Annotated in this window: 19 protein-coding genes; all 19 read left to right on the forward strand. The window is 40.5% G+C overall.

Going from position 1 to position 22,201, the window contains the following annotated elements; translation table 11 throughout:
* The first annotated feature begins 13 nt into the window (after positions 1-13).
* The 19 genes from infB to D8852_RS07070 all read left to right on the forward strand — a co-directional run bounded on the left by infB (position 14) and on the right by D8852_RS07070 (position 21,855).
* Positions 14-2,797, forward strand: coding sequence for a translation initiation factor IF-2 (gene infB / locus D8852_RS06980; RefSeq protein ID WP_125425182.1), 2,784 nt, complete (start codon positions 14-16; stop codon positions 2,795-2,797).
* A 250-nt stretch (positions 2,798-3,047) separates the two neighbouring features.
* Entirely contained in the window at positions 3,048-3,398 is a 351-nt protein-coding gene (gene rbfA, locus D8852_RS06985) for a 30S ribosome-binding factor RbfA (RefSeq protein ID WP_001273601.1), read from the forward strand.
* 96 nt (positions 3,399-3,494) lie between these two features.
* Positions 3,495-3,728, forward strand: coding sequence for a DUF1858 domain-containing protein (locus tag D8852_RS06990; RefSeq protein ID WP_000368739.1), 234 nt, complete (start codon positions 3,495-3,497; stop codon positions 3,726-3,728).
* Complete coding sequence (locus D8852_RS06995) at positions 3,728-5,062, forward strand: DUF438 domain-containing protein (protein WP_125425183.1); 1,335 nt, start codon at positions 3,728-3,730, stop codon at positions 5,060-5,062. Before D8852_RS06990 ends, D8852_RS06995 begins: the two co-directional genes overlap by 1 nt.
* A 9-nt stretch (positions 5,063-5,071) precedes the next feature.
* Positions 5,072-5,326 carry a DUF1912 family protein gene (locus tag D8852_RS07000; protein ID WP_000119707.1) on the forward strand — a complete coding sequence of 85 codons (255 nt, stop codon included), beginning with the start codon at positions 5,072-5,074 and terminating at the stop codon, positions 5,324-5,326.
* Positions 5,327-5,423: 97 nt separating this feature from the next.
* On the forward strand, positions 5,424-5,819 hold the full coding sequence (locus tag D8852_RS07005) for a helix-hairpin-helix domain-containing protein (protein WP_125425184.1): 396 nt from the start codon (positions 5,424-5,426) through the stop codon (positions 5,817-5,819).
* Positions 5,820-6,075: 256 nt separating this feature from the next.
* Positions 6,076-6,636, forward strand: a complete 561-nt coding sequence (locus tag D8852_RS07010) for a GNAT family N-acetyltransferase (protein ID WP_125425185.1) — start codon at positions 6,076-6,078, stop codon at positions 6,634-6,636.
* 45 nt (positions 6,637-6,681) lie between these two features.
* Complete coding sequence (locus tag D8852_RS07015; protein WP_125833841.1) at positions 6,682-9,699, forward strand: DEAD/DEAH box helicase; 3,018 nt, start codon at positions 6,682-6,684, stop codon at positions 9,697-9,699.
* 13 nt (positions 9,700-9,712) lie between these two features.
* Positions 9,713-12,364: a valine--tRNA ligase gene (locus D8852_RS07020; RefSeq protein ID WP_125425187.1), complete on the forward strand. Its 2,652-nt coding sequence runs from the start codon at positions 9,713-9,715 to the stop codon at positions 12,362-12,364.
* Positions 12,365-12,439: 75 nt separating this feature from the next.
* The gene (locus D8852_RS07025; RefSeq protein WP_125425188.1) at positions 12,440-13,603 is read left to right on the forward strand and encodes a DNA cytosine methyltransferase; all 1,164 of its coding nucleotides are present in this window, start codon (positions 12,440-12,442) and stop codon (positions 13,601-13,603) included.
* A gap of 12 nt (positions 13,604-13,615) precedes the next feature.
* Positions 13,616-15,682, forward strand: a complete 2,067-nt coding sequence (locus D8852_RS07030) for an ATP-binding protein (protein WP_125425189.1) — start codon at positions 13,616-13,618, stop codon at positions 15,680-15,682.
* A 6-nt stretch (positions 15,683-15,688) separates the two neighbouring features.
* Positions 15,689-16,498: a hypothetical protein gene (locus tag D8852_RS07035; RefSeq protein ID WP_125425190.1), complete on the forward strand. Its 810-nt coding sequence runs from the start codon at positions 15,689-15,691 to the stop codon at positions 16,496-16,498.
* A gap of 216 nt (positions 16,499-16,714) precedes the next feature.
* Positions 16,715-17,305, forward strand: coding sequence for a DNA-directed RNA polymerase subunit delta (gene rpoE / locus D8852_RS07040; protein ID WP_000418415.1), 591 nt, complete (start codon positions 16,715-16,717; stop codon positions 17,303-17,305).
* Positions 17,306-17,620: 315 nt separating this feature from the next.
* Positions 17,621-19,228 carry a CTP synthase gene (locus tag D8852_RS07045; RefSeq protein WP_125425191.1) on the forward strand — a complete coding sequence of 536 codons (1,608 nt, stop codon included), beginning with the start codon at positions 17,621-17,623 and terminating at the stop codon, positions 19,226-19,228.
* A 96-nt stretch (positions 19,229-19,324) separates the two neighbouring features.
* A complete protein-coding gene (locus D8852_RS07050; RefSeq protein WP_038805768.1) occupies positions 19,325-19,624 on the forward strand; it encodes a DUF4651 domain-containing protein in 300 nt (99 codons plus the stop codon).
* On the forward strand, positions 19,621-19,938 hold the full coding sequence (locus D8852_RS07055; RefSeq protein ID WP_038805766.1) for a thioredoxin family protein: 318 nt from the start codon (positions 19,621-19,623) through the stop codon (positions 19,936-19,938). The genes D8852_RS07050 and D8852_RS07055 overlap by 4 nt, the downstream gene beginning before the upstream one ends.
* A 15-nt stretch (positions 19,939-19,953) precedes the next feature.
* Positions 19,954-20,580: a YtpR family tRNA-binding protein gene (gene ytpR, locus D8852_RS07060; protein WP_038805764.1), complete on the forward strand. Its 627-nt coding sequence runs from the start codon at positions 19,954-19,956 to the stop codon at positions 20,578-20,580.
* A gap of 41 nt (positions 20,581-20,621) precedes the next feature.
* A complete protein-coding gene (locus D8852_RS07065; RefSeq protein WP_038805763.1) occupies positions 20,622-21,383 on the forward strand; it encodes an SDR family NAD(P)-dependent oxidoreductase in 762 nt (253 codons plus the stop codon).
* Positions 21,384-21,459: 76 nt separating this feature from the next.
* A complete protein-coding gene (locus D8852_RS07070) occupies positions 21,460-21,855 on the forward strand; it encodes a single-stranded DNA-binding protein (protein ID WP_125425192.1) in 396 nt (131 codons plus the stop codon).
* Positions 21,856-22,201 lie beyond the last annotated feature (346 nt).

The following is a 22,201-nucleotide window of genomic DNA, read 5'->3' on the forward strand; positions in this document are numbered from 1 at the left end:
AGGAGGACATGATTTGTCTAAGAAAAGATTGTACGAAATCGCAAAAGAACTTGGAAAAGAAAGTAAAGAAGTTGTAGCGCGTGCAAAAGAGTTGGGCTTGGATGTGAAAAGCCACTCATCGAGCGTGGAAGCTGCTGCTGCTGAACAAATCGCAGCTAGCTTTAAACCAGCTGCTCCAAAAGCAGAAGAAAAACCTGCAGCACCAAAAGCAAGTGTAGAAAAGAAAGCAGAAAAGTCTGCATCGGCTAAACCAGCTGCCGCTAAGGAAGAAAGTAAGCCAGCTACACCTGCAGCTCCTAAGGAAGAAAAAGTAGTGGCCGCAAGACCACAGAGTCGAAACTTCAAGGCGGAGCGTGAGGCGCGTGCCAAAGAGCAGGCAGAGCGACGCAAACAAAACAAGGGCAACAACCGTGACCAACAACAAAACGGCAACCATCAGAAAAATGACGGTCGTAATGGTGGCAAACCTGGTCAAGGAAACCGCGACAATCGCCGATTTAACGACCAAGGGAAAAAACCACAAGGTCAAGGGAATCGTGGCAATGATCGCCGTCAGCAGCAAGACTTCCAGTCCAAGCAAGCTGGACCACGTGTTGACTTTAAAGCCCGTGCAGCAGCCCTAAAAGCAGAGCAAAATGCAGAGTACGCACGCTCAAGCGAGGAGCGCTTCAAACAATCGCAAGCTGCCAAAGAAGCCTTGGCTCAAGCTAATAAACGCAAGGAGCCTGAGGAAATCTTTGAGGAAGCTGCTAAGCTAGCTGAACAAACGCAGCCAGCCGTAACAGTAGCTCCTGTAGCGAAAGAAGCGCCAGTGGATACACGTCGTAAAAAACAAGCTCGACCAGACAAAGAACGTGATGATTATGATCACGAAGAAGATGGTCCTAGAAAACAACAAAAGAATCGAAGTAGTCAAAATCAAGTGAGAAATCAAAAGAATAGTAACTGGAATAACAACAAGAAAAATAAAAAAGGGAACAAGCAAAACAACCGTAACCAGGCTCCAAAACCTGTTACAGAGCGTAAGTTCCACGAATTGCCAACAGAATTTGAGTATACAGATGGTATGACTGTTGCGGAAATCGCAAAACGTATCAAACGTGAACCAGCAGAAATTGTTAAGAAACTCTTTATGATGGGTGTGATGGCCACACAAAACCAATCCTTGGATGGAGAAACCATCGAACTCCTCATGGTGGATTACGGCATCGAAGCCAAACAAAAGGTTGAAGTGGATAATGCCGACATCGAACGTTTCTTCGTCGAAGATGGCTATCTCAATGAAGATGAATTGGTTGAGCGTCCACCAGTTGTAACCATCATGGGACACGTTGACCATGGTAAAACAACCCTCTTGGATACCCTTCGTAACTCTCGTGTTGCGACAGGTGAAGCAGGTGGTATCACTCAGCATATTGGTGCCTACCAAATCGTGGAAAATGGCAAGAAGATTACCTTCCTTGATACACCAGGGCACGCAGCCTTTACCTCTATGCGTGCGCGTGGTGCTTCTGTTACCGATATTACCATCTTGGTCGTTGCGGCAGATGACGGGGTTATGCCTCAGACTATCGAAGCCATCAACCACTCAAAAGCGGCCAACGTTCCAATTATCGTAGCTATCAACAAGATTGATAAACCAGGTGCCAACCCAGAACGTGTTATCGGTGAATTGGCAGAGCATGGGGTTATGTCAACAGCTTGGGGTGGAGATTCTGAGTTTGTCGAAATCTCGGCTAAATTCAACCAAAATATCGATGAACTCTTGGAAACAGTCCTTCTTGTAGCTGAAATCCAAGAACTCAAGGCAGACCCAACAGTTCGTGCGATTGGTACGGTTATCGAAGCGCGCTTGGATAAAGGAAAAGGTGCAGTTGCAACCCTTCTTGTTCAACAAGGTACCTTGAATGTCCAAGACCCAATCGTTGTCGGAAATACCTTCGGTCGTGTCCGTGCCATGACCAATGACCTTGGTCGTCGTGTTAAGGTTGCAGGCCCATCAACGCCGGTTTCTATCACAGGTCTAAACGAAGCGCCAATGGCGGGTGACCATTTTGCCGTTTACGAGGATGAAAAATCTGCGCGTGCAGCAGGTGAAGAGCGTGCGAAACGTGCCCTCATGAAACAACGCCAAGCTACCCAACGTGTCAGCCTTGAAAACCTCTTTGATACGCTTAAAGCTGGTGAACTTAAGTCGGTTAACGTTATCATCAAGGCCGACGTACAAGGTTCTGTCGAAGCCCTTTCTGCCTCACTTCAAAAGATCGATGTAGAAGGTGTCAAAGTTACTATTGTCCACTCGGCAGTCGGTGCTATCAATGAATCTGACGTGACCCTTGCGGAAGCTTCAAATGCCTTTATCGTTGGTTTCAACGTACGCCCTACACCACAAGCGCGTCAACAAGCGGAAGCTGACGATGTAGAAATCCGTCTCCACAGCATTATCTACAAGGTTATCGAAGAGATGGAAGAAGCCATGAAAGGGATGCTTGATCCAGAATTTGAAGAAAAAGTTATCGGTGAAGCAGTTATCCGTGAAACCTTCAAGGTATCTAAAGTAGGAACCATCGGTGGATTTATGGTTATGAGTGGTAAGGTTACCCGTGATTCTAAAGTTCGTGTCATCCGTGACGGTGTCGTTATCTATGACGGCGAACTCGCAAGCTTGAAACACTACAAAGACGACGTCAAAGAAGTTACAAACGGTCGTGAAGGTGGATTGATGATCGATGGCTACAATGACATCAAGATGGATGATGTGATTGAGGCCTATGTCATGGAAGAAATCAAGAGATAAGATTTTTTGCTCCTTTCTTAGTGGTGAGGGACGCAAGCAAACCGATGGTTTCATTGCTTATTTTTGAGCCTAGAGTCTCAAAAATCCCCTGTGATTGAACTGAATTATCAGTCCAATCACTTTCACCACAGCGAAAGAAGCGGATGAGTTCAAATTGAACTTCGTTTCAATTTGAATTGAAAATCAAAAAGTTTAAAAATAGCTAGGTCTGCTGGCCTAGCTTTTGGTTCAAAGTAGAGAAAGGAATATCATGGCAAATCATTTCCGTACGGATCGTGTGGGCATGGAAATCAAGCGTGAAGTCAATGAGATTTTGCAAAAGAAAGTCCGTGATCCGCGTGTCCAAGGTGTGACCATTACAGATGTTCAGATGCTAGGTGACTTGTCTGTTGCCAAGGTTTACTATACCATTTTGAGTAACCTTGCTTCGGATAACCAAAAAGCACAAATCGGGCTTGAAAAAGCAACTGGTACCATCAAACGTGAACTTGGTCGCAATTTGAAATTGTACAAAATCCCAGATTTAACCTTCGTCAAAGATGAATCCATTGAATATGGAAACAAGATTGACGAGATGCTACGCAATCTGGATAAAAATTAAGAAAGAGGGGTTGCCCCTCTTTTTTAGTGTTTGCTAGTCAGGCTTATGGTATAATATAAGCAGGAAAATCATTTTAGAACATACATGGAGGTCGTCATGGACAATATCATCGATGTGTCAATTCCCGTTGCGGAAGTGGTAGACAAGCATCCAGAAGTCTTGGAAATCCTAGTGGAGCTGGGTTTTAAACCACTTGCTAATCCCTTGATGCGCAATACAGTCGGTCGCAAGGTATCGCTCAAACAGGGTTCTAAGCTCGAAGGAACTCCTATGGACAAGATTGTCCGCACACTGGAAGCGAATGGTTACGAAGTGATTGGATTAGACTAATGGCAGATGAACGGATTCATATCCTACGGGATATTTTGTTAGAATTGCATAATGGTGCCTCTCCTGAGTCGGTTCAGGAGCGTTTTGATGCGACCTTTACGGGTGTCTCGGCCATCGAGATTTCCCTCATGGAACATGAGCTGATGAACTCAGACTCAGGTGTCACCTTTGAAGATGTCATGGAGCTCTGTGATGTCCATGCCAATCTTTTTAAAAACGCTGTTAAGGGCGTCGAAGTAGAGGATACTGAACACCCAGGTCACCCAGTTCGCGTCTTCAAGGATGAAAATCTAGCTCTCCGTGCTGCCTTGATTCGCATTCGGAGATTGTTGGATACCTATGAGACTATGGAAGACGAGGAAATGCTTGCGGAGATGCGCAAGGGTTTGGTCCGTCAAATGGGGCTTTTGGGGCAATTTGACATCCACTACCAGCGCAAGGAAGAGCTCTTTTTCCCCATCATGGAGCGTTATGGTCACGATTCACCCCCTAAGGTCATGTGGGGAGTGGATGATCAGATCAGAGAACTCTTTCAGACAGCTCTGACGACAGCCAAGTCACTACCAGAAGTGTCGATTGGCAGTGTAAAGGAAGCTTTCGAAGCTTTTGCGACAGAGTTTGAAAGTATGATTTTCAAGGAAGAGTCCATCCTCCTCATGATTCTTCTTGAGTCTTTCACTCAGGATGACTGGATTCAGATTGCGGAGGAGAGTGATGCTTATGGCTATGCCATCATCCGTCCGTCTGAGAAATGGGTGCCAGAACGACAGAGTTTCGTTGAGGAAAAGAGCTCAGAGGAGCCCGTGCAGCTAGACACAGCAGAAGGTCAAGTTCAGCAAGTTATCGATACACCAGAAGGCCAGTTCACCATTACCTTTACCCCTAAGGAAAAGGAAGCAGTGTTGGACCGCCATAGACAACAGGCTTTTGGCAATGGCTATCTCTCCGTCGAGCAGGCCAACCTCATCCTCAATCACCTCCCTATGGAGATCACTTTTGTTAATAAGGACGATATTTTTCAGTATTACAATGACAATACGCCAGCTGATGAGATGATTTTCAAACGTACGCCGTCCCAAGTCGGGCGTAATGTAGAACTTTGTCATCCGCCCAAGTACTTAGAAAAGGTGAAGGCCGTTATGAAAGGTCTTCGTGAAGGGGTCAAGGACAAGTATGAAATGTGGTTTAAGTCAGAGTCGCGAGGCAAGTTTGTCCACATCACCTATGCTGCGGTACACGATGAAAACGGGGAATTCCAAGGCGTGCTAGAGTATGTTCAGGATATCCAACCCTACCGAGAGATTGATACGGACTATTTCCGTGGATTAGAATAAGGAGAATCAATGAGTTACGAACAAGAATTTATGAAGGAATTTGAAGCCTGGGTCAATACCCAGATCATGATCAACGACATGGCGCACAAGGAAAGTCAAAAGGTCTACGAAGAAGACCAAGACGAGCGTGCCAAAGATGCCATGATTCGCTACGAAAGCCGCTTGGATGCCTACCAGTTCTTGCTTGGAAAGTTTGAAAATTTCAAGGCAGGCAAGGGATTTCATGATTTGCCAGAAGGATTGTTTGGCGAGCGAAATTATTAAAATAGTGATACTTTCTTGATTTTTTATCGAAATCTTGATAGAATATCTTTATTAAATCCTTGTCAGATCAGGGATTTTTTATTGAAAGGATTTTATCATGTCAAAGAAACTCCAACGTAAAAAACAATTGCGAAATAGCCTTCGTCGTTCAGGTGCCTTTTCAAATACTGTGACTAAGGTTGTGGAAGAGACCAAGAAAGTCGTGAAACATGCAGAAAAATCTGCCAGCGAAGCAGGAAAAGTTGTCTCTAAAAAAGTGGAACAAGCAGTAGAAGCAACCAAGGAACAAGCTCAAAAAGTAGCCAATTCAGTAGAAGATTTCGCAGCCACTTTGGGAGGCCTCTCGGTAGATCGTGCTAAGACTTTCTATGATGAAGGCATCAAGTCGGCTTCTGACTTCAAAAACTGGACAGAAAAAGAACTCCTTGCCTTGAAAGGAATCGGCCCAGCTACGATTAAGAAATTAAAAGAACACGGAATCAGCTTCAAGTAATCTTTCTTGTCCCTTGCATTTCCGAAAAAATCTTGCTACAATAGAGCCATTAGAGGTGTTTTGAATCCCACATTTTACAGAAAGTGGCGGTGCTGAGAAGTCCACAAATGTGTCAAAACTGGTTGCTGATGGATGAAAATTGAAATAAACAAAGATGCGGGCAACTGCCCGAAATTGGGTGGTACCGCGGATTAGCACATTCGTCCCTGTCATGTAGATGGCAGGGACATTTTTTTATGGAAAGCGAGGGAGGAAGATGACAAGAGCAGAATTACCAGAACGGATAGAGACCGAGCGACTTGTCTTGCGAGTCCGTACAGTAGCTGATGCCGAGGATATCTATGCCTACGCTAGTTTACCAGAGGTCGCCTATCCAGCAGGCTTTCCACCCGTCAAGAGCTTGGAAGATGAGATTTATTACCTAGAGCATATCCTTCCTGAACGCAATCAAAAGGACAATCTCCCAGCTGGCTACGGCATTGTGGTCAAAGGGACCGAAACCATCATCGGCTCTGTTGATTTCAACCATCGCCATGAAGATGATGTTCTTGAGATTGGCTATACCTTGCACCCAGACTACTGGGGGCGAGGCTATGTGCCCGAAGCGGCGCGTGCCTTGATTAATCTAGCTTTTAGAGAACTGGATCTTCATAAGATTGAATTGTCCTGCTTTGGCTACAATGTCCAAAGTCAACGAGTCGCAGAGAAGCTTGGCTTCACCCTCGAAGCTCGTATCCGAGACCGTAAAGATGCCCAAGACAATCGCTGTGACAGTCTGATATATGGCTTGCTGAAGAGTGAGTGGGAGAGTTTTTAATGAGTAAGATATATTCTTGTTTTTATATGCTTTAAGGGAGACATGATGAGAAGTAGTCATAATCAAATATTAGATGTCTGGATTACAGTAGAACAATTATCAGAAGGGAATATTGAAAAAAGTGATTCTAAGTATAAGATTTTTCAAGGTGATGATTATCAATCAATATTAAAAGATTTTTTTAAACGTCAAAAATTAAAATCCAGTTCAGGGATTGCTGTTTATTGTGGAATTTTCCCTTTTCGAAAAATTATTGAAGTGTTAAGAGGCAAATACAATTTAAAAGCGACGGAGGAAGAATTGGGAAGAGCTTCTTATAAATTTACTTTTGCTCTATACTTTGATAAAGATTTGAAGTTCTTGGCTGATAAGTTTTTTTTAACCATGAGTGGGCAAATTTTCAAAAATAGGGAATTGCCTAAAGATTTTTTAATAGCAGAAAATGAGCTTCGAGAACAGTTAGGTCAGGCGTTTCTTGATGGAGAGTTCAATGAAGTTTTTAGTAAACTTCTCAAAAAGTATGAGATTTCACCAAGTGATTGCAGATATTATTTTGTTAAGAATTTCGATGACGAAATAAATTTACATTCATTTTTTCTAAAGGATTTGAAATATGCAAAATCAATTTATAATGAAAATCTCAATCGTTATTTATCAGGATCCGATTCTGTAAGGGTCAATCTGGACGGCAATAAAGAATCATCCTATTTTAATCCCAAAGATTTAGAAACTATACTTGAACCGAAAAATTATCCATTAGGAAGATTTCCTAGTAACCCTAAATATGCTCTGTCCATGATGCAACAAGTAGCTGTAAATTTAGCTTCGAATGCGGATGAAGATGTGAGAAGTGTCAATGGTCCTCCGGGAACTGGTAAAACGACACTTTTAAAAGATATTTTTGCAGATCTGGTAACGGAACAGGCGAGAATTATTAGTGAATTATCGGCTCCTAAGCTTAAAGGGAATCTAGTTTGTCATGACAAATCTGATCTTATTGCAAAATTACCAAAAGAAATTGCAGAAAAGGGAATCGTAGTTGCAAGTTCTAATAATGGTGCTGTTAAAAATATTGTTAATGAATTACCCCAAAGAAAAGAAATTTATCAGAAATTAAATTGGTTAGATGAATTAAAGAAAATTGATTATTTTGCTGAAATCAGTAATGATTTATTGTTAGAAGATGAAGATGTTTCTAACGACAAAAAATATTGGGGATTGTTTTCGATAGNAGGTGGAAAAAAACAGAATAGAGACCGTCTGCAAAATGTTTTAAAAGCAATACGACAAGAGTTGAATTCGGATAAATTTCAATCGAATCCATCAGTATACGAAGAGTTTAAAATTCAATATCAGAAGCTATTTGATAAAAGAGAAAAGATGCAAGATATAGCAGATAAGATTCGATTGCATGTAAAATTGAAAAATGCTTACCAGCAGGTTGAGATAGAGTTTCATCAGGATGATGCCCAAAGACGTTCAGAACTATCTAAAATACGGGATAAACATATTCAATTAGAAAATAGTAAAAAGGAAATAGAATCTGAGCTGTTTGAGCATGAGCGTCTTATTTCTATGTTAAATGTTAACAAACAGATAGCAGCACAAGATGTTGAGTTGATAAAATTACAAGCTCCACGTTTCTTATGGTTAAAAAGACTTTTCACACCATCGAAATTAGATACTTATTTTACGAGATTGAATCAAGCGAATGAAAGTCTAAAAGCAGAACTGAAGAAAGTACATGATGAAAGTCAATATTGCCACGGTTTGCAAAAAGAGATAAAAATGCATGAACTTGAATTAAATCAATTGAGTCAAAGGCAACAGAGATATAATGAATGGAAATCTAAACAAGAAGATAAATTAATTCGTCATCAGGAAAAAATTTTGAAATTACAATCGGAACTTGCTACATACCCTGTTAAAAAGTTGAATTTTTCTGTTCCATATGAAGAACTACAAGTATCAAATTTTTGGTTTGATGATGACTATCGAGAAGAGCAGAGTCGTTTGTTTATTAAAGCACTGGCAGTTAGGAAGCAATTTATATATGACAATAAAAAGCATTTTGAAAAAGCATTATGGATTTGGGAGAAGCCTCAAAACTATTCAATGAGAGATAATGCTAGTGATTTATATAAAGCTGCGTGGGATTGGGTCAATTTCACTGTTCCAGTTATTAGTACAACTTTTGCAAGCTTTAATTCCATGTTTCGGTGTTTGCCTGAAAATAGTATCGGTAATGTATTTATTGATGAAGCTGGTCAGGCATTACCTCAAGCAAGTGTGGGGGCTATTTTTAGAAGTAAACGTATTATGGCTGTTGGAGATCCTTCTCAAATACAACCAGTACAGACTATGGATAAAAATATTTTAGGATTTTTAGCACAGCACCACAAGATAGCCTTTAAATATCTTGTATCATCAACGCAAGAATTGATGGATTCTGCTAGTAGATATGGTTTTAAAAAACAAGATGGGACATGGATAGGACTTCCTCTCTGGGTTCATCGTCGTTCTAGTGATCCGATGTTCAGTATTTCCAATAAAATTTCTTATGATAATTTAATGGTTCAAGGAAAGGAAGAAGCTCGAGGTCTGGGAGAATGGTTTGACGTTGGTGGAGGTGCTAAGGATAAATTTGTTCCTGAGCAAGCTGATTATTTGAAAGAAGAGTTGCAGAAAAGACATGAGGAATTTGATGATATCTATGTCATTACTCCTTTTAAAAATGTATCGGTTCAACTAGCAAAAGAACTAGATAAAATCGGTTTCACAAAGCGGGAAAATGGAAAACCTATAAATGTAGGGACGGTACATACTTTCCAAGGAAAAGAAAATAAGATTGTATATTTTGTGCTTGGAGCAGATAATATGAGTGAGGGGGCTGCTCGTTGGGCTGTCTCTGAACCCAATATTTTAAACGTTGCAGCGACTAGAGCTAAAGAAGAGTTTTATATTATTGGGAATAAATCTCTTTACAAAGCCACACAGAGCCCTATTATAAGAGATACTATTGATATTTTAGATGCTTATCAAAGTAGCTTAGAAATTAACTAGAAAGGACACACACATGTCTAAAGAACTTTCACCTAAATACAATCCAGCCGAGGTTGAGGCTGGTCGTTACCAAAAATGGCTTGATGCGGATGTTTTCAAGCCTTCTGGCGATAAAAAGGCTAAGCCTTATTCTATCGTCATTCCACCACCAAACGTAACTGGTAAACTTCACCTTGGTCACGCTTGGGACACGACTCTCCAAGATATCATCATCCGTCAAAAACGCATGCAAGGCTTTGATACGCTTTGGCTTCCAGGTATGGACCACGCTGGAATTGCAACTCAAGCTAAGGTTGAGGAGCGCTTGCGTGGTGAGGGTATTTCCCGCTATGACCTCGGTCGTGAGAAATTCCTAGAGAAAGTCTGGGAATGGAAAGACGAGTATGCCACTACTATCAAGGAACAATGGGGCAAGATGGGCCTCTCTGTAGATTACTCTCGTGAGCGTTTCACTCTTGATGAAGGTCTGTCAAAAGCCGTCCGCAAGGTCTTTGTCGACCTTTACAAGAAAGGCTGGATCTACCGCGGTGAGTTTATCATCAACTGGGACCCAGCAGCTCGCACAGCTCTTTCTGATATCGAGGTGATTCACAAGGATGTCGAAGGTGCCTTCTACCACATGAACTACATGCTAGAAGACGGTTCACGCGCCCTTGAAGTTGCGACAACTCGTCCTGAGACCATGTTTGGGGACGTTGCGGTTGCGGTCAATCCAGAAGACCCGCGCTACAAGGACTTGATTGGTAAAAATGTCATCCTTCCAATCGCTAATAAACTAATTCCAATCGTTGCTGACGAACACGCTGACCCTGAGTTTGGTACTGGTGTCGTGAAAATCACACCTGCCCACGATCCAAACGACTTCTTGGTTGGTCAACGCCATAACTTGCCACAAGTTAACGTCATGAACGACGACGGAACCATGAACGACTTGGCCTTCGAATTTGCTGGCATGGACCGTTTTGAAGCTCGTAAGGCAGTCGTTGCTAGGTTGGAAGAAATCGGTGCCCTCGTTAAAATCGAAAAACGTGTTCACAGTGTTGGTCACTCAGAGCGTACAGGTGTAGTGGTTGAGCCACGCTTGTCTACTCAATGGTTCGTCAAGATGGACCAATTGGCTAAGAATGCCATTGCCAACCAAGACACAGACGACAAGGTAGAATTCTACCCACCTCGTTTCAACGATACCTTCCTCCAATGGATGGAAAATGTCCATGACTGGGTTATCTCTCGCCAGCTCTGGTGGGGTCACCAAATCCCTGCTTGGTACAATGCTGAGGGTGAAATGTACATCGGCGAAGAAGCTCCAGAAGGTGACGGATGGACTCAGGACGAAGACGTATTGGATACTTGGTTCAGTTCTGCCCTTTGGCCATTCTCAACTATGGGCTGGCCTGATATTGACTCAGAAGACTTCAAACGTTACTTCCCAACTTCAACCTTGGTAACAGGTTACGACATCATCTTCTTCTGGGTGTCTCGTATGATCTTCCAATCATTAGAATTCACAGGTCGTCAGCCATTTAAAAACGTCCTTATCCACGGTCTCATCCGTGACGAGCAAGGACGTAAGATGTCTAAATCTCTCGGTAATGGGATTGATCCAATGGATGTCATCGAGAAATACGGCGCAGATGCCCTTCGTTGGTTCCTTTCAAACGGTTCTGCACCAGGTCAAGACGTGCGCTTCTCTTATGAGAAAATGGATGCTTCATGGAACTTCATTAACAAGATTTGGAATATCTCTCGCTACATCCTCATGAACAATGAAGGTTTGACACTTGAGCAAGCAACTGCCAATGTGGAAAAAGTTGTTAACAAGGAAGCTGGAAATGTTACTGACCGCTGGATTCTCCACAACCTCAATGAAACCATCGGCAAAGTCACTGAAAACTTTGACAAGTTCGAGTTTGGTGTGGCTGGCCATATCCTCTACAACTTCATCTGGGACGAATTTGCGGACTGGTACGTTGAGTTGACCAAGGAAGTCCTTTATAGCGATAACGAAGAAGAGAAAGTCATCACACGTTCTGTTCTCCTTTATACTTTGGACAAGATCCTTCGACTCCTTCACCCAATCATGCCATTCGTGACAGAGGAAATCTTTGGACAAATCTCAGAAGGCTCTATCGTTATAGCAGAATACCCAACTGTTAACCCAGCCTTTGAAGACCTTGCGGCCCACACAGGTGTCGAAAGCCTCAAAGACTTGATCCGTGCCGTTCGTAATGCGCGTGCGGAAGTGAACGTTGCACCAAGCAAGCCAATCACCATCCTTGTTAAGACAAGCGATAGCGACTTGGAAGCCTTCTTTAACAGTAATGTCAACTACATCAAACGCTTCACAAATCCAGAACACTTGGAAATCGCATCAAATATCCCTGCACCTGAACTCGCTATGTCAAGCGTCATCACAGGAGCAGAAATCTACCTGCCACTGGCAGACCTCCTCAATGTCGAAGAAGAACTAGCTCGTCTCGACAAGGAACTGGCTAAATGGCAAAAAGAACTGGATATGGTCGCTAAGAAGCTCTCTAACGAACGCTTCGTAGCCAACGCCAAACCAGAAGTCGTCCAAAAAGAACGCGACAAACAAGCCGACTACCAGGCTAAGTACGACGCGACCGTAGCACGTATTGATGAGATGAAGAAGTTGGTGAAATAAACTATAAACCTCGGCAATTTGCTGGGGTTTTTGGTATAATGAAAAATGAGAATATTTTTTGAAAAAAGGTAAGAAATGATAGAAGTTGTAGACTTATTTTCTGGTGCTGGAGGATTGACTTTTGGCTTTCAGAATACAATTAAAAATAATAAATTTGTTTCCAGAAATGACTTTAACATTAGATTTGCAAATGAATTCAATCATGATGCAGCAGAAGCTTTCAGACAAAATTATCCTAGAGTTACTATGATTGAGGAAGATATTGCTAATATAGATGAACATTTTTTAAAATCCAAAGGAATCAGTTCAAAAAGAGTTGATTTAGTTATTGGTGGACCACCTTGTCAGTCATTTAGTACGGTTGGTAAGAGACAATATGATAAAAGAGCTAAAATGTATAGAGAATATCGAAGGATACTTTCTTTTATCCAACCTAAGATGTTTGTTTTTGAAAATGTTTATGGACTTTTAACTATGAAAAATGAACAGAACGGCCCAATCATTAGAAATGTAAAAGAAAGTTTTAATGATTTATCAAGTTTTGGTGATGTCAGTGGTTATGACGTTTTTACTAAATTAATTAATGCAAAAGATTTTGGTGTTCCTCAAAATAGAGAACGTGTCTTTTTGATAGGGATAAGAAAGGATTTAAAAATTAAGTTCGAGTGGACATTCCCAGAAGAAACTACCCTAAACAATGAAATTACATTAAGAGATGCAATTAGTGATTTACCTATATTAGGAAATAATGAACAAAAAAATAATTATATATGTGAACCAAGAACAGAGTACCAAGCTTTATTAAAAGGAAATCAAACCGAGCTACTTAATCATGTTAGTCGAAATCATGGTTTGAGATTACAAAAAATAATGAGAGCTCTTGGAGAGGGGCAAGGAAAAAACGATATTAATAGGATGGTAGAAGATGGTATTTTAGATAAAGATTTATACCTGACTTCTGGCTATAATAATACCTACGGTAGATTGTGGTGGGATAGACCTTCAACGACCATAACAAATAATTTATCAACTCCATCCTCCTTACGGTGCATTCATCCTAGTCAAAATAGAGCTTTGACTGCAAGGGAAGGTGCAAGAATACAGTCTTTTCCAGATAATTATAAGTTTGTCGGAGGTCTACAAGCAATTAATACTCAGATTGGCAATGCTGTCCCTCCAATTTTAAGTATTCATTTAGCGAATAGAATAAAAGATTTCTTTGAAGAAAATAATTTGTGAAAAGGAATAAATATGACAGAAAAAAATATAATCCAATTCAATTTTTCATACTATGCTTTAACTTTGCTTGGTAAACAAATGTACACTAATAGATGGAGTGCTATTTCTGAACTTGTAGCAAATGGATTAGATGCTGGCGCAACAAATGTAAAATTATATATTAATTCTATTAATAAAAAAAAATCTATTTTGGAGATAATAGATAATGGGAGCGGTATGTCTTATAATGACTTGGCCACAAAATATGTTTTAATAGGTAGGAATAAGCGCTTGTCTGAAAATGAATTGTCAGATAGGACTAAAGGACGTAAGGGAATAGGTAAACTAGCTACGTTGTTTCTATCTAAAAAGTACTATATTGTTTCAAAAAAAGCGGGTGTCACAACTGCATGGATGTTAGATTCAACTGATAAAAATGATAATGATGTTCCAGAATTAATAAGAGTAAATGCTTCAGAAGTTGGAATTGAAAATAGAGAATTATGGGAACAATATGATACAGGAACTCTAGTAAAACTAGTGGATGTAAATATGTCAGGATTTGCTGAGACAAAATTCGAATCTTTAAAACTTCGCTTGGCCGATTACTATCTTTTAGATAATATTAATGCAGGGATAGAAGTGGCCTATATTACAGATTCTCGACAAAGAGTAACATTTGAAAAAGTAGAGAAAAAAATAGCGTTCAAAAACTTTTTTGCCTTTTTTGAAAATGATTTAGAAAATAATTTATCCAATAAATTATCGAAAAGTGTATTAATCCCAAATAGCAAATATCCAGAGTTTAGGAACAAACGAAGGGATGTTGTCAAATTTTCAAAAGAAGATTTTGAAAATATATCAGGTATAGGAAGGTTCATAACTACTTCTGGAGAATCTAAGTTTTTTCCCTATGAACTTAAAGGTTGGATTGGTATTCATTCAACAATAAATACAAATGAAGCTAAACAAAATGATCCAAATTTTGTTAAAAATGATGTTTATAAACCTAATAGGTTGAAATTATATGTTCGTGATAAGTTAGCTGTGGAAAACTTTCTTGAGTATTTAGATAATACTCAAGCAATGAGAGTTTATTTAGAAGGAGAAATATCTTTCGATATCCTAGATAATGATGAACTTGAAGATATTTCAACATCCTCTCGTGAAGGATTTTTAAGAGAAGACGAACGAGTTAAGCTACTAATCAATATTTTGAAACCAATTATTAATAAATTGATTAGTGAAAGAAATAAAATATCTACACAAATTAGTGCCGAAGATCGCATGGAAGATGAAAGAAGGCTCGAAATAGAGAGGGAGGAAAGAAGAAAAGAAAGAGAGGCTCGGCGACAAGAAGAAAGAGAAAAAAGAATAGCTGAACAAAAGGCTGAGATACTGGAACAAAAAAATGAACACTTGATAGAAACAAATGCTCAATTAGAAACGCAAAATACTATTCAAAAAGTAATGCTACAAGAAAAAGATCCAGAAAAACAGGAATTATTTGTTCATGAATTAAATACAATCAGCGATAACTTAATTTATACCATTAGTGATTTAGCTGAAGATTTTCGAAAAACTAATGAATATGATAGAGTCAGTGAATATATTATTGATTTTAAAAGAAGTGCGGATCGTCTTAGTACTATAAAAAGACAGTTTTTGAAATTAGGTACTTATGATTTAATAGGTAAGCAACTAATTGATATTAAGTCATATTTAAAGAGCTATCTTAAGGTTAGTCCACATAGAAACAGGATTATTGATGAGATAGGTCCTGGAGAATATGGAAAAGAAATAGATGTTTTTGAGTTTGCAATTTTAGTAGACAATTTAATTTCAAATGCTATTGATAACGGTGCAACCTTTATAAAGTGTTCTTTTTTAGATAATGAAAATAAATTTGTTATTAGCTCAGACACAGCACCAATAAAGATAGAACCTATTGAAAAGATATTTGACCTAGGAATCAGTTCAAAAAATTTTGGAACAGGTGTCGGATTATATTTGGTTAAAGAAATTTGTGACGAGTACAACTGGGAAATATATGTATCGCAAGATGCATTAACTGTTAATTTTGAAATAAAAATGGGGTAACTGAAATTGAGAAATGAAGTGAGAGTAATTTGGCTAGAAGATTCTATAACTGGTGCGAATAGAAGGTCTCATCAGGGAAGAGTTGAAGCGGTAGAACAACATATACAATCTAAGGGATACCAACCTATTATCAAAGTTGTTACTAATATTAGTGATGCAAAAGACTTATTGACGACAAGAGGTGGAGAAGAACGATATGACTTTTTTATTTCTGACTTTGATTTAGGGGGAGGAGTAGATGCTGAAAAGGGTTTAGATTATTTAGTTGAAGTGAGAAAATCAAAAAATTATAAGCGTTTTTTTGTATTATATTCTCGAAATGAGTATTCAACAATATCTCAAAAAGTTGTTGAAAAATTGCAAGATGAGAATAATATTAACCTTTTTACTAATTTTTCATTTATATCTATTGCGGTAGATGATAAGAATTCGGTTGAAGATGTTAAACAGAAATTTAAAGATTCTATAGATATTGGATTAGCTAGATGGGACGAATTAAACGCTATTCGAGGAATGTATATGTGTGAACATGCTGAGATCGAATATCATTTAAGAGAAAAAGGGATAGCTGGCAAGTATGATGAACAGATAGGTTATTTTTGTACAAAAGAGAATATTCCTCAAGATATTCATACATTGTGGAATGAACAAAGAAAGATTCGAAACGCTTTAGCACATGTTAGGGAAGCATTTGATCATAGAAAAAAATGCTTCTATATTGTATCTAATGAAGATCCCAGGATAAAAATATTTGAAAATGATTTAGATACACACAGAAGTAAGTTAAGAGATTTGAGAGAGAAACTAGATTTATAGAAGTAGGAAGCTGTATAACAAACTTAGTCAATTTGCTTCTATATCTCCACCTCACGATGCCATCGGCTGGGTAGCAAAGGAATAAAAGGTTCTGTCACTTTCTCCCATTTAACCTTTGACTATTCTGCAAAATTATCGTACAATAAAGAGTACATGATAAAATGAGGTCAGAGTCTGTTTGCTCTGGCGATAGTAGTAAAAATGAGGAGAAACGCTTTGGAATTAGAAGTATTTGCTGGGCAAGAAAAAAGTGAACTATCTATGATTGAGGTAGCGCGTGCTATCTTGGAACTTCGTGGTCGCGATCATGAGATGCATTTTAGCGATCTTGTAAACGAAATTCAAAACTACCTTGGAACATCAAACAGCGATATCCGCGAAGCTTTGCCTTTGTTCTACACAGAGTTGAACTTTGACGGTAGCTTCATCTCTCTTGGAGACAACAAATGGGGTCTTCGTTCATGGTATGGTGTAGACGAAATCGACGAAGAAATCATCGCTCTTGAAGAAAGTGACGACGATGAAGTAGCACCAAAAGCTAAGAAAAAACGTGTCAATGCCTTTATGGATGGTGATTCAGATGCCATTGACTACAATGCAGATGATCCAGAAGATGAAGATGCATACGAAGCAGACCCAGCTCTTTCATATGATGATGAAAATCCAGATGATGAGAAAAATGAAGTGGAAGCTTACGATGCAGAAATCAACGAAATCGCTCCTGATGACTTGGGTGAAGACGTGGATCTCAACGAAGAAGACGACGAGTTTTCTGACGATGACGCTGAAACGAGTGAAGAAGAGTAAAAGACTTCACAGAGGAGATCGTAAGATCTCTTTTTTTGTTGCTTGAGCAGGTCATCCGTTTGGATGCGGATCTTTAGTTGGTTTTCTGAAAACAATCTCCTTTTTTCATCTTTTACCACTTCGGGTTGACAAATGTTCTGCTTTGAGGTATTATATTGTTCGGGCACCTCTTTTAGAGGTCGGGGCTCCCTAGTTACTAGGGAGCTATTTTTATTTTTCAGGAAGTTTTCTGGAAAAGTCGTTATTCATAAGGGTCTTGTTTTCTATCTCCCCTCGTAGTTAACAAGGCCTTGAGCATTTTAGAAAGAGGAATCTATGTCTACGAAATATATTTTTGTAACTGGTGGTGTGGTGTCGTCTATTGGGAAAGGGATTGTCGCAGCAAGTCTGGGCCGTCTCTTGAAAAATCGTGGTCTTAAAGTAACTATTCAGAAGTTTGACCCTTATATCAATATCGATCCGGGAACCATGAGTCCTTACCAGCACGGGGAGGTCTTTGTGACGGATGATGGGGCTGAGACAGATTTGGACTTGGGTCACTATGAACGTTTCATCGATATCAATCTCAATAAATATTCAAACGTGACAACTGGTAAAATTTACAGTGAAGTTCTTCGTAAGGAACGCCGTGGCGAGTACCTTGGCGCAACTGTCCAAGTCATTCCTCATATCACAGATGCTTTGAAAGAAAAAATCAAGCGTGCTGCTGTAACGACTGACTCTGATGTTATTATCACAGAGGTTGGTGGAACCGTTGGAGATATCGAGTCCTTGCCATTTTTAGAGGCTCTTCGTCAGATGAAGGCAGATGTGGGTGCGGATAATGTTATGTATATCCATACAACCTTGCTTCCTTACCTCAAGGCTGCTGGTGAAATGAAGACCAAGCCAACTCAACACTCTGTAAAAGAATTGCGTGGTTTGGGAATCCAGCCAAATATGTTGGTCATTCGTACGGAGAAACCAGCTGGTCAAGGAATTAAAAACAAACTAGCTCAGTTTTGTGACGTGGCTCCAGAAGCTGTTATCGAGTCTTTGGATGTCGAACACCTTTACCAAATTCCATTGAACTTGCAGGCACAAGGCATGGACCAAATTGTTTGTGACCATTTGAAACTAGATGCACCAGCAGCGGATATGACGGAGTGGTCAGCCATGGTGGACAAGGTTATGAACCTCAATAAACAAGTCAAGATTTCCCTCGTTGGTAAGTATGTGGAGTTGCAAGATGCCTACATCTCAGTGGTTGAAGCCTTGAAACACTCTGGGTATGCCAACGACGCAGAAGTGAAGATTAATTGGATCAATGCCAATGATGTGACAGCAGAGAATGTGGCAGAGCTCTTGTCTGATGCGGACGGAATCATCGTACCAGGAGGTTTCGGTCAACGTGGTACGGAAGGAAAAATTCAAGCCATCCGTTATGCGCGTGAGAATGACGTTCCAATGTTGGGAGTCTGCTTGGGAATGCAGTTGACTTGTATCGAGTTTGCTCGTCACGTTTTAGGTCTTGAAGGTGCCAATTCTGCTGAACTTGCACCAGATACAAAATACCCTATCATTGATATTATGCGTGACCAGGTTGATGTTGAGGATATGGGTGGAACCCTTCGTTTGGGACTTTATCCATCTAAGTTGAAACGTGGTTCTAAGGCAGCAGCTGCTTATCATAATCAAGAAGTGGTGCAACGCCGTCACCGTCACCGTTATGAGTTTAACAATGCCTTCCGTGAGCAGTTTGAGGCAGCAGGTTTTGTCTTCTCAGGAGTTTCACCTGATAATCGTTTGGTCGAAATTGTGGAAATTCCTGAAAATAAATTCTTTGTGGCTTGTCAGTATCACCCTGAACTTTCCAGTCGTCCAAACCGTCCAGAAGAACTCTACACTGCCTTTGTCACTGCAGCAGTTGAAAACAGTAATTAGCATAATCAGAACCTTTGAGAAGAATATCAGAGGTTTTTTAATTGCCTTGCTCCTATACGGCTTCCTCATTTGTCCTAGAGCCCTTTTTGTGTTACAATGAATGGTATGAAAGCTAAGAAATTATGGATGACTGGCTTGACTGTGGCTGGTCTAAGTGCCCTTGCTTTGGGGGCTAAAAAAGCAGCAGATAATCACAAGCTCATGAAGACTCAAGAAGAGTTGACCGCTATCGTGCGCGAACTTTTCTCAGATATGGGTGAGATTGCGACTCTCTATGTTCAAGTCTACGAAAGTAGTCTAGAGCGACTCGTCGGAGGGGTCATTTTTAAGGATGGTCGTCACTATACCTTTGTCTATGAAAATGAAGATCTGGTCTATGAGGAGGAAGTCTTATGATTACCCCCGATAGTATAGAAGAACTCGCAGTTTTTGTCGAGCAAGATGGAAAGAAGGTTTTCCTTTTTGTGGCGGACTGGTGTGGCGATTGTCGTTATATCTATCCAGCCTTGCCAGAGATTGAGGAGACCAATCCTGAGTTCACCTTTATTCGTGTGGACCGTGACCAGTATCTGGATCTGGCCAAACTCTGGGATGTGTACGGCATTCCTAGTCTTGTTGTGCTAGAAAAGGACAAGGAAATCGGCCGATTTGTCAATCGTGACCGTAAAAGCAAGCAACAAATTAACGACTTTTTAGCAGAACTGAAATAGGAGAAAAAGGAAAGAATGATTTTTACATATAACAAAGAGCATGTCGGCGATGTCCTTATGATCATCGCGAAAAACAGCGGAGATGCCAAACTGGACGTGGAGCGTAAAGGCAAGGTAGCCCGTGTTTTCCTCAAAGAAAATGGAGAAACAGTAGCTTGGAATATTTTCGAAGTTTCAAGTTTGTTTGAAATTGCGGAGCGCGGTCAAGTCTTTTTATCAGATGAGCAAGTAGAACGTTTGAACCAAGAATTGCGGGCGGAAGGATTTGCAGAAGAAATTGTCAATGACAAGGAACCTAAGTTTGTTGTTGGTGAGATTGTCGAGATGGTAGCTCATCCAGATAGTGACCACCTTAACATCTGCCAAGTTGCAGTCGCAAGTGATAAGACAGTGCAAATCGTTGCAGGAGCACCTAATGCGCGTCTTGGGCTGAAAACCATTGTGGCTCTCCCTGGAGCGATGATGCCAAAAGGCAATCTCATTTTCCCAGGCGAACTTCGTGGTGAAAAGAGTTTTGGCATGATGTGTAGCCCTCGTGAACTTGCCTTGCCAAATGCTCCGCAAAAACGTGGGGTTATTGAATTATCAGAAGACCAAGTTGTCGGAACTCCATTTGATCCAGCCAAACACTGGACTGCCTAGGAAATTGTCAGTGTTTGATAGACCAGATAGAGGGGGATAAGATGGCAAAAAATGTAGTAATTACAGGAGCGACCTCAGGAATCGGTGAAGCTATTGCGCGTGCTTATCTGGAGCAGGGGGAGAATGTCGTTCTAACAGGGCGACGGACAGACAGACTAGAGGCCCTCAAGTCAGAGTTTGCAGAAACTTTTCCAAATCAAACAGTTTGGACCTTTCCACTGGATGTCACGGATATGACCATGGTCAAGACTGTCTGCTCCGATATTTTGGAAACGATAGGGCAGATTGATATATTGGTCAATAACGCTGGACTAGCTCTTGGCTTGGCTCCCTATCAAGACTATGAAGAATTGGGTATGCTGACCATGTTGGATACCAATGTCAAAGGTTTGATGGCAGTCACTCGCTGTTTCTTGCCAGCAATGGTAAAAGCCAATCAAGGTCATATTATCAACATGGGATCGACCGCAGGAATCTATGCCTATGCTGGGGCAGCTGTCTATTCAGCCACCAAGGCAGCAGTTAAGACTTTTTCAGATGGTCTGCGAATTGATACCATTGCGACAGACATCAAGGTGACCACCATTCAGCCAGGAATTGTCGAAACAGATTTTTCTACAGTTCGTTTTCACGGTGATAAAGAGCGTGCTGCAACCGTCTATCAGGGAATAGAAGCCCTGCAAGCACAAGATATCGCAGATACAGTGGTCTATGTGACCAGTCAGCCCCGTCGTGTGCAGATTACAGATATGACTATTATGGCCAATCAACAGGCGACTGGATTTATGGTTCATAAAAAGTAAAAAAATTCCTCGAAAAGTTACAAATTTCTGTAACTTTTTTTGATTTCCTGCGAATAGATAAGTAGGAGGATGAAAAATGTATAATAAAGTTATCATGATCGGACGCTTGACGTCTACACCAGAATTGCACAAAACAAACAACGACAAGTCAGTTGCGCGAGCAACTATCGCTGTGAACCGTCGTTACAAAGACCAAAATGGCGAACGTGAAGCTGACTTTGTCAATCTGGTTCTTTGGGGAAAATTAGCTGAAACCATGGCAAGTTACGCAACCAAAGGTAGTCTTATTTCTGTTGATGGGGAGTTGCGTACCCGTCGCTTTGAGAAAAATGGCCAGATGAACTATGTGACTGAAGTTCTCGTGATAGGCTTCCAACTCTTGGAAAGCCGCGCCCAACGTGCCATGCGTGAAAATAACGCAGGACAGGATTTGGCAGATTTGGTTTTGGAAGAGGAAGAATTGCCATTTTAATACTCTTCGAAAATCTCTTCAAACCACGTCAGCTTCACCTTGCCGTATGTATAGGTAACTGACTTCGTCAGTCTTATCTACAACCTCAAAACCATGTTTTGAGCTGACTTCGTCAGTTCTATCCACAACCTCAAAGCAGTGCTTTGAGCAACCTGCGGCTAGCTTCCTAGTTTGCTCTTTGATTTTCATTGAGTATAAACATTGAAAAGTCTGAGTTGGTCTCAAGCTTTTTATCTTGCCAAAGTCAGACTTTTTCCTTGACTATTTCTGACCAAGTGATACAATAGAACTATGAATTAGCACTCAGGTATAAAGAGTGCTAATAATATGTAGTTCATCATGGAGG

The sequence above is a fragment of the Streptococcus mitis genome (genome assembly GCF_003942695.1).
GTDB classification, from domain to species: Bacteria; Bacillota; Bacilli; order Lactobacillales; family Streptococcaceae; genus Streptococcus; species Streptococcus mitis_BD.

Excerpts from the sequence above, each read along its gene's own strand:
- rbfA (WP_001273601.1), top strand. The coding sequence starts at position 3,048 with ATGGCAAATCATTTCCGTACGGATCGTGTGGGCATGGAAATCAAGCGT.
- D8852_RS06990 (WP_000368739.1), top strand. The coding sequence starts at position 3,495 with ATGGACAATATCATCGATGTGTCAATTCCCGTTGCGGAAGTGGTAGAC.
- D8852_RS06995 (WP_125425183.1), top strand. The coding sequence starts at position 3,728 with ATGGCAGATGAACGGATTCATATCCTACGGGATATTTTGTTAGAATTG.
- D8852_RS07000 (WP_000119707.1), top strand. The coding sequence starts at position 5,072 with ATGAGTTACGAACAAGAATTTATGAAGGAATTTGAAGCCTGGGTCAAT.
- D8852_RS07005 (WP_125425184.1), top strand. The coding sequence starts at position 5,424 with ATGTCAAAGAAACTCCAACGTAAAAAACAATTGCGAAATAGCCTTCGT.
- D8852_RS07010 (WP_125425185.1), top strand. The coding sequence starts at position 6,076 with ATGACAAGAGCAGAATTACCAGAACGGATAGAGACCGAGCGACTTGTC.
- D8852_RS07020 (WP_125425187.1), top strand. The coding sequence starts at position 9,713 with ATGTCTAAAGAACTTTCACCTAAATACAATCCAGCCGAGGTTGAGGCT.
- D8852_RS07025 (WP_125425188.1), top strand. The coding sequence starts at position 12,440 with ATGATAGAAGTTGTAGACTTATTTTCTGGTGCTGGAGGATTGACTTTT.
- D8852_RS07030 (WP_125425189.1), top strand. The coding sequence starts at position 13,616 with ATGACAGAAAAAAATATAATCCAATTCAATTTTTCATACTATGCTTTA.
- D8852_RS07045 (WP_125425191.1), top strand. The coding sequence starts at position 17,621 with ATGTCTACGAAATATATTTTTGTAACTGGTGGTGTGGTGTCGTCTATT.
- D8852_RS07050 (WP_038805768.1), top strand. The coding sequence starts at position 19,325 with ATGAATGGTATGAAAGCTAAGAAATTATGGATGACTGGCTTGACTGTG.
- D8852_RS07055 (WP_038805766.1), top strand. The coding sequence starts at position 19,621 with ATGATTACCCCCGATAGTATAGAAGAACTCGCAGTTTTTGTCGAGCAA.
- ytpR (WP_038805764.1), top strand. The coding sequence starts at position 19,954 with ATGATTTTTACATATAACAAAGAGCATGTCGGCGATGTCCTTATGATC.
- D8852_RS07065 (WP_038805763.1), top strand. The coding sequence starts at position 20,622 with ATGGCAAAAAATGTAGTAATTACAGGAGCGACCTCAGGAATCGGTGAA.
- D8852_RS07070 (WP_125425192.1), top strand. The coding sequence starts at position 21,460 with ATGTATAATAAAGTTATCATGATCGGACGCTTGACGTCTACACCAGAA.